Origin of the sequence: Agreia sp. VKM Ac-1783, assembly GCF_900177765.1 — a bacterium.
Lineage (GTDB): Bacteria > Actinomycetota > Actinomycetes > Actinomycetales > Microbacteriaceae > Agreia.
In genome coordinates this window covers 913,920-927,816 of record NZ_FXWI01000001.1, presented here as the reverse complement: position 1 = coordinate 927,816, position 13,897 = coordinate 913,920, and the positions used below count along the sequence as shown (strand labels likewise).

The 13,897-nt window shown below is 66.1% G+C and carries 12 protein-coding genes; 7 read left to right on the top strand and 5 right to left on the bottom strand.

Annotation, left to right across the window (positions count from 1 at the left end; genetic code table 11):
- Positions 1–5: 5 nt before the first annotated feature.
- Positions 6–1,445: a helix-turn-helix transcriptional regulator gene (locus CCK87_RS04365; RefSeq protein ID WP_086460202.1), complete on the bottom strand. Its 1,440-nt coding sequence runs from the start codon at positions 1,443–1,445 to the stop codon at positions 6–8.
- Positions 1,446–1,579: 134 nt separating this feature from the next.
- On the opposite strand from CCK87_RS04365, the gene CCK87_RS04360 reads away from it, so the two are divergent.
- The 6 genes from CCK87_RS04360 (at position 1,580) to CCK87_RS04335 (ending at position 8,423) form a co-directional block, all read left to right on the top strand.
- The gene (locus tag CCK87_RS04360) at positions 1,580–3,427 is read left to right on the top strand and encodes a phosphoenolpyruvate carboxykinase (GTP) (RefSeq protein WP_086460201.1); all 1,848 of its coding nucleotides are present in this window, start codon (positions 1,580–1,582) and stop codon (positions 3,425–3,427) included.
- Between the two features lie 88 nt (positions 3,428–3,515).
- Positions 3,516–6,128, top strand: a complete 2,613-nt coding sequence (gene valS / locus CCK87_RS04355) for a valine--tRNA ligase (RefSeq protein WP_086460200.1) — start codon at positions 3,516–3,518, stop codon at positions 6,126–6,128.
- Between the two features lie 31 nt (positions 6,129–6,159).
- The gene (locus CCK87_RS04350) at positions 6,160–6,609 is read left to right on the top strand and encodes a GNAT family N-acetyltransferase (protein WP_086460199.1); all 450 of its coding nucleotides are present in this window, start codon (positions 6,160–6,162) and stop codon (positions 6,607–6,609) included.
- A 28-nt stretch (positions 6,610–6,637) separates the two neighbouring features.
- Entirely contained in the window at positions 6,638–7,246 is a 609-nt protein-coding gene (locus CCK87_RS04345) for a hypothetical protein (RefSeq protein ID WP_086460198.1), read from the top strand.
- Positions 7,243–7,491: a hypothetical protein gene (locus CCK87_RS04340; RefSeq protein ID WP_249273698.1), complete on the top strand. Its 249-nt coding sequence runs from the start codon at positions 7,243–7,245 to the stop codon at positions 7,489–7,491. The genes CCK87_RS04345 and CCK87_RS04340 overlap by 4 nt, the downstream gene beginning before the upstream one ends.
- Complete coding sequence (locus CCK87_RS04335) at positions 7,488–8,423, top strand: siderophore-interacting protein (RefSeq protein WP_212638194.1); 936 nt, start codon at positions 7,488–7,490, stop codon at positions 8,421–8,423. The genes CCK87_RS04340 and CCK87_RS04335 overlap by 4 nt, the downstream gene beginning before the upstream one ends.
- On the opposite strand, the gene CCK87_RS04330 is transcribed toward CCK87_RS04335, so the two are convergent.
- The 4 genes from CCK87_RS04330 to CCK87_RS04315 all read right to left on the bottom strand — a co-directional run bounded on the left by CCK87_RS04330 (position 8,386) and on the right by CCK87_RS04315 (position 12,365).
- Positions 8,386–9,612 carry a benzoate/H(+) symporter BenE family transporter gene (locus CCK87_RS04330; protein ID WP_086460196.1) on the bottom strand — a complete coding sequence of 409 codons (1,227 nt, stop codon included), beginning with the start codon at positions 9,610–9,612 and terminating at the stop codon, positions 8,386–8,388. The two genes, CCK87_RS04335 and CCK87_RS04330, sit on opposite strands and share 38 nt — an antisense overlap.
- Positions 9,593–10,870: an ATP-dependent Clp protease ATP-binding subunit ClpX gene (gene clpX / locus CCK87_RS04325; RefSeq protein ID WP_055774534.1), complete on the bottom strand. Its 1,278-nt coding sequence runs from the start codon at positions 10,868–10,870 to the stop codon at positions 9,593–9,595. Before clpX ends, CCK87_RS04330 begins: the two co-directional genes overlap by 20 nt.
- A 169-nt stretch (positions 10,871–11,039) precedes the next feature.
- A complete protein-coding gene (locus CCK87_RS04320; protein ID WP_044442923.1) occupies positions 11,040–11,720 on the bottom strand; it encodes an ATP-dependent Clp protease proteolytic subunit in 681 nt (226 codons plus the stop codon).
- A gap of 33 nt (positions 11,721–11,753) precedes the next feature.
- Entirely contained in the window at positions 11,754–12,365 is a 612-nt protein-coding gene (locus tag CCK87_RS04315) for an ATP-dependent Clp protease proteolytic subunit (protein WP_086460195.1), read from the bottom strand.
- 162 nt (positions 12,366–12,527) lie between these two features.
- Here CCK87_RS04315 and CCK87_RS04310 point away from each other — a divergent pair, with 162 nt between their 5' ends.
- Positions 12,528–13,820 carry a DUF445 family protein gene (locus tag CCK87_RS04310; RefSeq protein WP_140162765.1) on the top strand — a complete coding sequence of 431 codons (1,293 nt, stop codon included), beginning with the start codon at positions 12,528–12,530 and terminating at the stop codon, positions 13,818–13,820.
- Positions 13,821–13,897: the final 77 nt, after the last annotated feature.

The following is a 13,897-nucleotide window of genomic DNA, read 5'->3' as shown; positions in this document are numbered from 1 at the left end:
GCCCGTCACGTCGCGGAGTGCGACTCGAGGAACTCGTAGACCTCGAGCGTGTCGACGCCCGGGAACTCTCCCTGCGGCAGCGGCGACAGAATGTGGGCGTGCAGCCTCGCGCTGGGCCAGGCCCTGTCTCTCCATCGTTCGGCGAGGTCGTCGTCCGGCCTGCGGCAACACGACTCGTCGGGGCAGCGGGACTGCGCCCGCACCGTCGTGTCTCTGCCCCGAAACCACTTCGCCTCGGCGAACGGCACGCCGACGCTGATCGAGAACTCACCGGCGTCAGTCTTGCCTGTCTGCGTCGCGGACCAGAACGTTCCGCCCGGGGTGTCTGTGTACTGGTAGAACTCCGTCGTGCGGTTGGTGCGGTGCAGGGCCGCGCGTGACGCCCAGAAGCGGCACACGAGCTGACCCTCGATCGCGCCCGTCACATCCATCGGCAGAACGAGACCGTCGTTCTCGTAGGCCTTCTGAATAGCTCCGTCGTCGGCGACGCGTAAGAAGTGCATCGAGAGTCCGAGCTGCTCCGTGCTCAGATTGGTGAGCCGCAGCGCCGCCGCCTCGTGAGTCACCCCGAAGGCGTCACGGAAGTCCTCCACAGACAGGTCACGGCGCTCCTTCGCAGCGCGCAGGAACCGCACCGAGGCGTCGTGCGGCATCAGGCATGCGGCCGCGAAGTAGTTGATCTCGAGCCGCTGCTGCAGAAACTCGGCGTAGCTCTCGGGCGGCTGGTGCCCGAGGAGCCTGTGCGCCATCGCCTGCAACGCCATCGAGCGAAGGCCGTGGCCACCGGGAATCGATGCCGGCGGCAGGTAGATGCGCCCGTTCTCGAGGTCGATGACGGATCGTGCCGAGTGGGGCAGGTCGTCGACGTGGATGAGGCTGAATCCGAGACTCTCGGCGAGCAGGCTCACGCTGCGATGGGTCAAGGCTCCCCCGACGTGACCGACCTTCGCGAGCGCCTCCGAGGCGATCTTCTCGATCTCGGGCAGGTAGTTGTTGCGCTCGCGCATCCTGAGTCGCAGCTCGGTGTTCGCTCGGCGGGCCTCCTCGGGCGTCGCGACCGCGCGATTCGCGCGGCGGATGAGCTCGCGATGCAGGCCCACCAAGGACTCGAGGGTCTCGGTGGGCAGGCTACGCGACGCGGGAACGACCGGCAGCCCGAGCGAGGCGTAGAGCGGACCTCGCTGAGCCCGCGACAGTTCGATCTCGAGGGCTGTGCGGGCATCCGGAGCATCGCCCGAAAGCAGGTCGGTCAGCGGAACACCGAGCTCGCTCGCGATGTTCTGCAGCAAGACGAGCCGAGGCTCCCGGCGGCCGTTCTCGACGAGCGAGAGCTGACTGCCCACGACGCCCACCCGCGCACCCAGTTGGTCGAGCGTGAACCCGGCCTTCTTGCGATGGTGCCGGATGCGTCGGCCCAGCGTGATCAGATCGGTTTCGGCGGCCACATTGCCCTCCTGTCAAGATCGGCTCTTCTTTGCGCGCGATCTTCTCAAATCTACGCCGCTAATAGCTCAGTGTGGAGATACCGAAGGATTTTCTTCCTCGCAACCAGACCGACGCATCTATTCACAGGAGAATCATGACGCTGCTCGCACCGAGGACCGCATCACCCCGCTCTCACTCCAACCCCGAGATCGCCGACTGGGTCGACGACATCGCTCGGCTCACCACGCCCGACGAGGTCGTCTGGGTCGACGGGTCGACCGCGGAATGGGATCGACTGACCAAAGAGATGGTCGCGCAGGGAACGCTGATCCGACTGAACCCCGAATGGCGACCGAACAGCTTCTTGGCGCGCAGCGACCCGGCCGACGTGGCCCGGGTCGAGGATCGCACATTCATCTGCTCTGCGGATCCCGATGATGCGGGCCCCACTAACAACTGGCGCGCTCCCTCGATCATGCGACTCGAGCTGACGAACCTCTTCGCGCAGAGCATGAGGGGCCGCACCATGTACGTGATCCCCTTCTCGATGGGACCCGTCGGAGGCGCACTGTCGCAGTTCGGTGTGCAGATCACCGACTCGCCCTACGTCGTCGCGAGCATGGCTCTGATGACTCGCATCGGAGACGAGGCGCTCGAGGCGATTACACCGGGAACGCCGTGGGTACCCGCCCTGCACAGCGTCGGCGTACCCCTGATCGACGACGCCGGAGTGCGCCACGACGACTCGCCCTGGCCGCACAACGAGACCAAGTACATCTGCCACTTTCCCGAGACCCGTGAGATCTGGTCGTTCGGCTCGGGCTACGGCGGCAACGCGCTGCTCGGAAAGAAGTGCTTCGCGCTGCGTATCGCGAGCGTGATGGCCCGCGACGAGGGCTGGATGGCCGAGCACATGCTGATCGTGCGCGTCACCTCGCCGGAGAACAGGGTGTTCCACCTGGCGGCCGCCTTTCCCTCGGCCTGCGGCAAGACCAACCTGGCCATGCTGGCACCGACGATTCCGGGCTGGAAGGTCGAGACCATCGGCGACGACATCGCCTGGATGCGACCCGGCCCGGATGGGAGACTTCGCGCGATCAACCCGGAGCGCGGCTTCTTCGGCGTCGCGCCTGGAACGGGACCGTCGACCAACCCGACCGCGACGCAGACGATCTGGGGCAACACGATCTTCACGAATGTCGCCCTGCGTGACGACGGAGACGTGTGGTGGGAGGGTCTGACCGATGCGCCTCCCGCCCACGCGACCGACTGGGAGGGGAACGACTGGACCCCCGCATCCGGAACCCGCGCAGCGCACCCGAACGGCCGATTCACGGTGACCGCCGACCAGTGCCCCTCGATCGCCGACGAGTGGAACTCGCCAGACGGAGTCGTGATCGACGCGATCCTGTTCGGAGGGCGCCGCCCGAGCACCGTGCCCCTCGTGTCGCAGGCACGTTCGTGGCAGCAGGGTGTCTTCATGGGCGCGACCATGGCGTCGGAGACGACCGCGGCCGCCACCGGCGAGGTCGGTCGCCTGCGCCACGATCCGTTCGCGATGCTGCCCTTCGCCGGCTACAACATGGCGGACTACTTCGCGCACTGGATCGCGATGGGCGAGCATCTCGGGGAGAAGGCACCGCAGATCTTCTCCGTGAACTGGTTCCGCACCGATGCCGACGGCCGATTCATCTGGCCGGGATTCTCGGAGAACGCCCGGGTCATCGAGTGGATCGTGGGCCGGCTCGAAGGCGATCTGGCCGCGCGATCCACACCCATCGGAGGTCTTCCGCTGGCGCACGAGCTGAACCTCGACGGACTCTCGCTCGGCGTCGACGAGATCCAGGCGATCATCGATCTCGACAAGACGGCATGGCGGCGAGAAGCGGCGGCGATCGCCGAGTACTTCGACGCTTTCGAGGAGAACCGGTTCCCGGTCGAGTTGCGACGGGAGCTCGAGCGGCTGACGCGCGACCTCGGCCCCGAGGTGACGCCGAACTGAGGCGGCGGCGGGGAGGGTATCCTGGGAAACTGACATTCAGGCACCTCACCATCGACACGGTGCCGCCCATAACAAAGGACTCCCCGCCGTGACCGACTCCCTGCCCTCGTCCATTCCTGCCAAGCCCGTGCTCGAAGGGCTCGAAGAGAAGTGGGCCGAGACCTGGGAGTCCCAGGGCACCTATCTCTTCGACCGAGATGCGGCCACCCGCGAGGGTGTCTACTCCATCGACACTCCCCCGCCCACGGCGTCTGGTTCTCTGCACATCGGTCACGTCTTCTCGTATACCCACACCGACGTGATCGCGCGCTTTCAGCGCATGCGCGGCAAGAGCGTCTTCTACCCCATCGGCTGGGACGACAACGGTCTGCCCACCGAGCGCCGCGTGCAGAACTACTACGGCGTGCGCTGTGACCCGTCGCTGCCGTACGAGGCCGACTTCACCCCGCCCTTCGAGGGCGGCGACAACAAGAGTTCCAAGGCGGCAGATCAGAAGCCGGTCTCGCGCCGCAACTTCATCGAACTGTGCGAACGCCTGACGGTCGAAGACGAGAAGCAGTTCGAGATCCTCTGGCGCGAACTCGGCCTGTCGGTCGACTGGACGCAGACGTACCGCACCATCGGCGACGAGTCTCTCCGAGCCAGCCAGCTCGCTTTTCTCGGCAACGTCGAGCGCGGCGAGGCCTACCAGGCCATGGCGCCGACCCTGTGGGACGTGACGTTCCGCACCGCGGTCGCCCAGGCCGAGCTCGAAGACAAGGAGCAGCCGGGCGCGTATCACCGGCTCGCCTTCCACGGCCCCGCCGGCGACATCTTCATCGAGACGACCCGTCCCGAACTGCTTCCCGCCTGCGTGGCTCTCGTCGCGCATCCAGACGACCCCCGATACGCCGATCTCGTCGGCACGACCGTTCGCTCGCCCCTCTTCGATGTCGAGATCCCCGTGGTCGCCCACCACCTCGCACAACAGGACAAGGGCTCGGGCATCGCCATGATCTGCACGTTCGGCGACCTCACCGACGTCATCTGGTGGCGCGACCTCGACCTGCCCATCCGCGCGGTGATCGGCTTCGACGGTCGTCTCATCTCGGATGCGCCGCTGGCGATCACGTCCGAGGCCGGCAAGGCGGCTTACGCCCAGCTCGCCGGCAAGACGGTCTTCTCCGCCAAGCAGACGATCGTCGAGTTGCTCCGCGAGTCCGGAGAGATGATCGGCGACCCGAAGCCCATCACTCACCCCGTGAAGTTCTTCGAGAAGGGCGACAAGCCCCTCGAGATCGTGTCGACCCGTCAGTGGTACATCACGAACGGCGCGCGCAACGAGGAGTTGCGCTCCCGGCTGCTCGAGCTCGGCAACGAGATCTCGTGGCACCCCGAATTCATGAAGGTGCGGTTCGACAACTGGGTCGGCGGCCTCACCGGAGACTGGCTGATCTCGCGCCAGCGCTTCTTCGGCGTGCCCCTGCCCGTCTGGTACCCCCTCGACGCCGACGGCAACCCCGTGTTCGACCAGCCCATCTTCCCCGACGCGTCGTCGCTGCCCGTCGACCCGTCGTCGGATGCCGCTCCCGGATACGACGAGAGCCAGCGCGGCGTCGCGGGCGGGTTCCAGGGCGAGGTCGATGTGATGGACACGTGGGCCACCTCGTCGCTCACCCCGCAGCTCGCGGGTGGCTGGAAGCGCGACGAAGACCTCTTCGAGCGCGTCTACCCGTTCGACCTGCGCCCTCAGGGCCAGGACATCATCCGCACCTGGCTGTTCTCCACGCTGTTGCGCGCCACCCTCGAAGACAACGAGAAGCCGTGGAAGCACGCAGCGGTCTCGGGATTCATCGTCGACCCCGACCGCAAGAAGATGTCGAAGTCGAAGGGCAACGTCGTCACCCCCGCAGACGTGCTGAAGCAGCACGGCTCCGACGCGGTGCGGTACTGGGCTGCCTCGAGCCGCCTCGGAACCGACGCGGCCTTCGACCCGCAGAACCCGACCCAGATCAAGATCGGGCGTCGCCTCGCCATCAAGATCTTGAATGCGGCCAAGTTCGTCTACGGATTCGAGCTGCCCGCGGGCGAGCACGAGGTCACGCACCCCATCGACCTGTCGATGCTGAGCTCGCTCGACGCCGTCATCGCCACGGCGACGGAGGCGTTCGCGAACTACGACCACGCCCGGGCGCTCGAGACCACCGAGTCGTTCTTCTGGACGTTCTGCGACGACTACCTCGAGCTCGTCAAGGAGCGCGCCTACAGCGAGGCGACCGAACCCGCCGCCCGCGCATCCGCCGTCCTCGCCCTGCGCGCGGCGACCGATGTGATGCTGCGACTGTTCGCGCCGTTCCTGCCGTTCGCAACCGAGGAGGTCTGGTCGTGGACGCACGAGGGATCGGTGCATGTCGCATCCTGGCCAACGACCACCCGTGACGCCGCGGGCGTTCCGGCCGACGGCATCCCCTCGAACGAGAGCCTGCTGCACCTTGCCGGCCAGGCGCTGATCGGCATACGCCGGGCCAAGACCGACGCGAAGGCGTCGCAGAAGACCCCCGTCGCGTCGGCCGTCATCGCTGCGCCCGCCGACGCCCTCGAGGTACTCGAGAGGGCATCCGACGATCTGCGCGCCGTGGGAAAGATCGAGAATCTTACCTTCCGTGTCGGCACTGAGCTTGTCGTCGAAGAGATCGTCTTCGCGCCCGATAGTCTCAGCTGAGACAGCGTTGTCGCACACATTAGGAGCACCAGTGGCATTCACCATCAGACCCGTTGTAGACCGTGATTTCTTCGCCTGGCACGAGCTGTTCGAAGGCTACTGCGACTTCTACGAGACACCTCTGAACGACGAGAAGGCCGTGCGTGCGTGGTCGTGGTTCACGTCGGAGCGGCGGCTCGCCGAGGCCATGGTCGCCGTCGACGACGAGACCGGCCAGTTGCTCGGACTCGCTCACTTCCGCGAGTTCGTCGATACCCTCGCCGGCGGCACCGGGCTCTACCTCGATGATCTCTATGTGCGTCCGGAGGCGCGCGGGCAGGGCATCGGGGCGGCTTTGATCGAGCGACTGCGCGAGATCGGTGTCGAACGACGCTCCTTCGTCGTACGGTGGATCACGGCGGAGAACAACGAGGACGCCCGCCGTCTCTACGACAAGATCGCCCAGAAGACCGAATGGGTCACCTACGACCTGAAGGCGTAAGCCTGCACAACCGAGAGAGTCGACGCCCGTGAAGAAGACAGTTCTGCTTGCAGCGACGGTCCTCCTCACGGCGCTCTCGCTCACGGCGTGCTCTTCGGTCGGCGACGCACCCGCGGCGACACCGACATCGTCGGGCGACCTTCAGGGCGGCACCCAACCCGTTTCGACGGTTCCGATCGTGGCATTCCCCGACTCCGACGAACTCGCCGCCTGGTGCCCGCTCGACGTCGAGGCGGTGCACCTCCATCAACTGGAGACGACCGTGTCGAGTGCTGCCGTCTGCTCGACCTCCCTCGGTAGCGACGGCTTCACCACCACCACGGTGAGTGCGGTGAGCGGCACACTCGACGAGCTCCTCGCCGCCTATGCCGAGCCGAACGCGGCCGTCGATCCGTCGATCGTGTGCACGCTGCAGATCGAAGATCCGCTGCTCGTCTGGCTGACCTACCCCGGCGAACGCAGTTACCCTGTCTACGCACCGGTTGGCCCCTGCGGCTTCCCCACAGACGAGGCGAAGGCAGCGTTCTCCGCCCTCGAGCTCACTCCCGTCGTCTCGTTCACGGAGACACCGACAGGTGTGACCACCACTGACATCGGCCTCGGCACTCCCGGGGCCCCGGCCAAGGAGACCACATGATCCAGCTCGGAACCCGTTGGGCCGTCGGCGACGAGACCCCGTCGCGACTCCCTCAGGTCGTCTCCGATGCGATCGAGGGGGTCGAAGCGGCCCTCGCGGAGGCGGGTACCGACACCTCTGGCTGGAATTGGACACTCACCTGGCTCGAAGGCAAGCCGGTCTGCGAGCTCGATGACGGAACGCTCGTCGAATACGACCCTGACGCAGACGAGGCGATCGTCACTCCCTACGACGACGAGGACTGATTCTGTTCGCCCAGTCCCCCACGTCTCCGTTTCATCTGCACACGGTTCGGGTCGGCAGAGTCACTGACCTCTCGCCCAGCTTTCGGCGATTCACCCTCACGGGCGATCGCCTCGACTCCTTCGCCGACAACGGCTTCGACCAGCGCATCAAACTGATCCTGCCGATCGAGCGTCATGGTCTCAGCACGATGCCAAGGACCGACGACTGGTATGCCCTCTGGCGCGAGTTGCCGCAGGAGCATCGCAATCCCATCCGCACGTACACGGTGCGCGAGGTGCGCGCCGAGCTGCGGGAGATCGATGTCGACGTGGTGGTGCATCCCGTCGATGGGCCCGCCTCTGCGTGGGCCGAGTCCGCCGTGATCGGCGACGAGCTCATCGTTCTCGGGCCGAACGCGCATCACGACGGTGTGCACGGCGGGGTCGATTTTCTTCCTCCGCCTCACGCCGAGCGCATCCTGCTCGCGGGCGATGAGACTGCTCTGCCTGCCATCGCCGCGATCCTCGAACGCCTTCCTGCGGAGGCATCCGGACACGCCATCGTCGAGGTTCCGCACTCCGACGACGCCGTCTGCATGACGTCTCATCCTGGCTTCACAGTCGAGGTGCTCGCGCGCGACCACCGTGCGCGGGGTGAGTTGCTCGTGCCGGCGGTGCAGGCCGCGGCCCCTAACCTGCTTCGCTCGGAGGGCACGGCGACGACGCAGCGTGCCGAACTGAGCGACGTCGATGTCGACGTCGAGATGCTGTGGGAGGTGCCATCCGACGATCACGGAGGCCCCGCGCAGCAGGATGCCCCGCTCTATGCCTGGCTTGCGGGCGAGGCCGGAGTGATCAAGACCCTGCGGCGCCATCTTGTGAGCGAGCTCGGCATCGACCGCAAGAGCGTGGCCTTTATGGGCTACTGGCGTCTCGGTCGAGCTGAGGGCTGACCCGCGACCGACCGACCGTGGTCACGATCACGACGACCGCCCCCACGAGCAGGCCCCAGAAGGCCGAGCCGATGCCGATGATCGACACCCCTGAGGCTGTGACGAGAAAGGTGGCGATCGCGGGAATGCGCCGGTCGACGGCCTCGAGCGCACTCACGATGCTGGTCACGAGCGCTCCGAGCAGCGCGAGACCGGCGACCGCCGTGATGAGGATGGGCGGCGCGGCCGAGATGAGCGTCGTCGCGACGCCGGCCGCGAGGCCGAAGAGCACGTAGAGAACACCGGCGGTGACGGACGCGGGCCAGCGCTTGCGTAGATCTGGATGCGCGTCGGGGCCGGCCATGATGGCCGCGGTGATCGCGGCGAGGTTGATGGCGTGGCCGCCGAAGAGCGCTGCAAGCATAGAGCCCGCACCCGACGCGACGAGAGCCGGTCGCGGCGGAACCGTGTAGCCGAACGTCGACATCACCGCGAACCCTGGCACGTTCTGGCCGGCCATCGTGACGATGAACAGGGGCAGGCCGAGGCTCACGATCACTGCGGGATCGAACGACGGAACGACGAACTGCAGCGTCGGAGCGAGCGAGGCCCCCGCGAACATCGAGCTGCCCGCCGTGATGGCGATGCCGACAGCGGCCACGAGCATGGCGGCGGGCACCGCCCACCGGGGGGCGAGTCGGAAGAGCACGAGCCACGTGATGATCACGGGCAGAGCCAGCCACGGCAACTGCACGGCCGCCGTGATGGGAGCGAGGCAGATGGGGAAGAGGATGCCGGCCAACATGGCGCTGGCGATCGGACGCGGGATGCTGGTGATGGCCCGACCCAATGCGGGCCAGAGGCCGCACAGCACGATCAGGGCGCCGCACACCAGAAAGGCTCCCACAGCCGCACCGAAGTCGTCGGTCACCGCGGCCGCCGCGACCAACAGGGCGGCGCCCGGTGTCGACCACGCGAAAGAGATCGGCATTCTGAAGCGCCAGGCGAGCAGGATGCAGCACAGCCCGCTCAGCACACAGACGGCGAGAAGCCCCGACGAAGCCTGCGCCTCACTCGCCCCGACGGCCCGGAGACCCGCCACCACGAGCACGAACGAGCTCGCGAAGCCCGTGATCGCCGAAACGATGCCCGCCGAGACGGGCTGGATCAGCCCAACGGCGTCGGCGTCGTTACGCCGACTTCTCGGCACGAACGGGCTTGCGCGGAACGATGGTGGGTGCGGCGTTGTTGTTCACGGATTCGCGCGTGACGACGACGCGTGCCACTTCGTCGGTGGAGGGAACCTCGAACATGATCGGCCCGAGCACCTCTTCCATGATGGAACGAAGGCCACGTGCACCCGTCTTGCGCAGAACCGCCAGATCGGCGATGGCCTCGAGAGCTTCACGGTCGAACTCGAGCTCGACGCCGTCGAGCTCGAACATGCGCTGATACTGCTTGACGATGGCGTTGCGCGGTTCGGTGAGAATCTGCATGAGGGCGGTCTGGTCGAGCGGTGTCACCGTGGTGACGACGGGCAGTCGACCGATGAACTCGGGAATCAGACCGAATTTGTGCAGGTCTTCGGGCAGAACGTCGGAGAAGAAGTTGACGTCTTCGCGCTTGGAGTGCAGGGGTGCATTGAAGCCGATGCCCCGTTTGCCAGCCCGCTCGGCGATGATCTCTTCGAGCCCGGCGAACGCGCCGGCCACGATGAAGAGGACATTCGTCGTGTCGATCTGGATGAACTCCTGGTGCGGGTGCTTGCGCCCGCCCTGCGGCGGCACGGAGGCGACGGTGCCCTCGAGGATCTTGAGCAGCGCCTGCTGGACACCCTCGCCGGACACGTCGCGCGTGATCGACGGGTTCTCGGCCTTGCGGGCGATCTTGTCGACCTCGTCGATGTAGATGATGCCCGTCTCGGCGCGCTTGACGTCGTAGTCGGCCGCCTGGATCAGCTTCAGGAGGATGTTCTCGACATCTTCGCCCACGTAGCCGGCCTCGGTGAGTGCGGTGGCGTCGGCTACTGCGAACGGCACGTTGAGCCGCTTAGCGAGGGTTTGTGCGAGGTAGGTCTTGCCACAGCCGGTGGGGCCGATGAGCAGGATGTTGCTCTTGGCCAGTTCGATCTGGTCGCCCTGCGTCTCTGCCGGGCCGATGGTGGTGCGTGCCTTGGTGCGCTTGTAGTGGTTGTAGACGGCGACGGAGAGCGCCTTCTTCGCGGCCTCCTGGCCGATCACGTACTCTTCGAGGAAATTGAAGATCTCTTTGGGCTTCGGCAGCTCGAACTCACCGGTGGCTTCGTCGCCCGCCTCTGAGAGGCGCTCCTCGATGATCTCGTTGCACAGCTCGACGCACTCGTCGCAGATGTAAACCCCGGGGCCGGCGATGAGTTGCTGCACCTGCTTCTGGCTCTTTCCGCAGAACGAACACTTGAGCAGGTCGGCGCTTTCTCCGATGCGAGCCATGCCAGCCTCCTGTCGATGACGATTGATTCGAGCCTAGCCCGTGCCACGGACATCCGGGGCAGACCATGATCGAGAGTCGCGTTAGTCGTAACAAAAAGGCCCTTCGGCGGGCCGGGGAACGGATCTCCCGTTCCCCGAGCCGCTCGAAGGGCCCGTAGGGATTGTGCGCTTACTTGACGAGCGCCGGCAGGTTCTTGCGCGAAGTCAGAACCTGGTCGATCAGTCCGTACTCGAGGGCGTCGGCCGCACTCATGATGTTGTCGCGATCGATGTCCTTGTTGACCTGCTCCGCGGTCTTGCCGGAATGGTGTGCCAGGGTCTCCTCGAGCCACGTGCGCATGCGCAGGATCTCAGCGGCCTGGATCTCGATGTCGGACGCCTGACCGCCACCCTCTCCGCCACCGGCGGAGGGCTGGTGGATGAGGATGCGGGCGTTCGGCAGCGCGAGGCGCTTGCCGGGCGAACCGGCGGCGAGCAGCACGGCAGCAGCCGAGGCGGCCTGGCCGAGGCAGACGGTCTGGATCTGCGGACGGATGTACTGCATCGTGTCATAGATCGCCGTCATAGCGGTGAACGATCCACCGGGCGAATTGATGTACATCTCGATGTCGCGGTCGGGGTCCTGGCTCTCGAGAACGAGGAGCTGGGCCATGATGTCGTCGGCGGACGCGTCGTCGACCTGCACACCGAGGAAGATGATGCGGTCTTCGAAGAGCTTCGCGTACGGGTCCTGGCGCTTGTAGCCGTAGGCCGTGCGCTCCTCGAACGTGGGCAGGATGTAGCGGTTGGACGGCGAGGTGCCGTTACCGTAGGGCGAGCTGTAAGCAGCGCCGAAAGCGGGAGTATTCATTCTTCTTCTCTGTTCGTCTGGTCTCGGCGGAACTTAGTTGGACTCGCTGGGCACGGCGTCGGCTTCTTCGGTGCCGCCGCCGCCGGCGACGTCGGACGCGAACTCGCGGACGTGGTCGACGAAGCCATACTCGAGGGCCTCCTGCGCGGTGAACCAGTTGTCGCGGTCACCGTCTTTGATGACCTGCTCGACGGTCTTGCCGGTCTGCTCGCTGGTGAGCTCCGCCATGCGGCGCTTCATGTCGAGGATCAACTTGGCCTGGGTCTGGATGTCGGCGCTCGTGCCGCCGAAGCCGCCGGAGGGCTGGTGGAGCAGCACGCGGGCGTTGGGCGTGATGTAGCGCTTGCCCTTGGTTCCCGACGAGAGCAGGAACTGTCCCATCGAGGCGGCCATGCCGATTCCGACGGTGACGATGTCGTTCGAGACGAACTTCATCGTGTCGTAGATGGCCATTCCCGCGGTGATCGATCCACCGGGAGAGTTGATGTAGAGGTAGATGTCGCGATCGGGGTCTTCTGCTGCGAGCAGAAGGATCTTCGCGCAGATCTCGTTCGCATTGTCGTCGCGGACGGCACTGCCCAACCAGATGATGCGGTCCTTGAGTAGTCGGTCAAAAACACTGGATACCAGAGCCGGTTCGGCCATGTGATTGCTCCTCTATTACTTGCGTGATCTCGAATCTACTGGAGGCTGCCTCGGCAGGTGCCGTTGTTCGCCGTAGGCAAAGATGGCATTGCCGCCGTAGGCAAAGATGGCGTTGCCGCCGTAGGCAAAGATCGGCGCAGCTTGCCGCCTTACGATGAACCCATGGCCACCTCGCTCGACGCGCCCGTCGCATCCACAACCCTGCTCTCACCGCGCGACCTCGAGAAGCTGGCGGCGCTGCGTGGCATGAAGCGTCTGGCCACCGGTCTGCTGGTGATCATGGCGGTGATCTTCGTCGTGGCGTTCGCCTTGCAGGAGAAGTACGAGTGGCTGCAATACGTGCGCGCCGCGGCGGAGGGCGGAATGGTCGGCGCCCTCGCCGACTGGTTCGCGGTGACCGCGCTGTTCCGGCACCCGCTCGGCCTGCGCATCCCGCACACGGCCATCATCCCGACAGAGAAGGACCGCATCGGCGTGGCCCTCGGCGAGTTCGTCGAGACGAACTTCCTCTCGCGTGAGGTCATCACGACCAAGCTCCGTTCGCTGGGCGTCTCGCGCGCGGTGGGAACATGGCTCATCGATCCGGCCCACGCCGAGAGGCTCACCACGGAGGCTGCCAACGCGGCGCGTGGATTCCTCTCTCTCGCCGACGACGACACGATGCGCGAGGTCATCGAGGAGATCGGGCGTCGACAGCTCATCGATCCGGCCTGGGGGCCTCCGCTCGGGCGTATGACCTCGACCTTCGTCGAGGGTGGGCACCAGGGACAGGTCGTCGATCTGCTGGTCGAACGTCTGCATGAATGGCTCGAGCGAAACCCGGATGCGTTCGGTCAGGCCGTGAGCGAGCGCCTGCCCAGCTGGATGCCGTCGTTTGTCGATCGCGTCGTCGACGACCGCGCGCACCGAGAGGCCCTGAAGTTCATCTCGGCGGTGCGAAAAGACCCGAACCACCAGTTGCGCGTCGCGATCGACGAGTACCTCCGCAAGCTCAGCGACGACCTGCAGCACGACGGCGCGACACAGGCCAAGGTCGAAGAGCTCAAGGGTCAGGTGTTCGACAGCCCGCAGGTGCGCGATCTCGCGGGCCAGGCATGGAACGCTGCCCGGACTGCGCTGCTGTCGTCGCTCGAGAACGCCGACAGCGAGCTGCGCACACGCCTCACCCAGGCGGTCACGCAGTTCGGCCACGCTCTTCTCGAAGACGCCGTGCTGGGCGCGAAGGTCGACCGCTGGGTCGAGGATGCCGCCGGCTACCTCGTCGAGACCTATCGCCACGACCTCGCGGCGATCATCTCAGACACCGTGCGCGGCTGGAACGCCGAGGACACAGGACGAAAGATCGAGGTCGAGGTGGGGCGCGATCTGCAGTTCATCCGCATCAACGGCACCGTCGTCGGCTCGCTCGCCGGGCTCGCGATCTTCACCGTCGCCCACGCGATCTTCGGCGGCTGACCTGCGCCGTCACGCTCCCGCGTCCCGCGCGGTATTACAGGACAACGACGTGTGTCTTGGGCGTGTCGTCCGAGCAG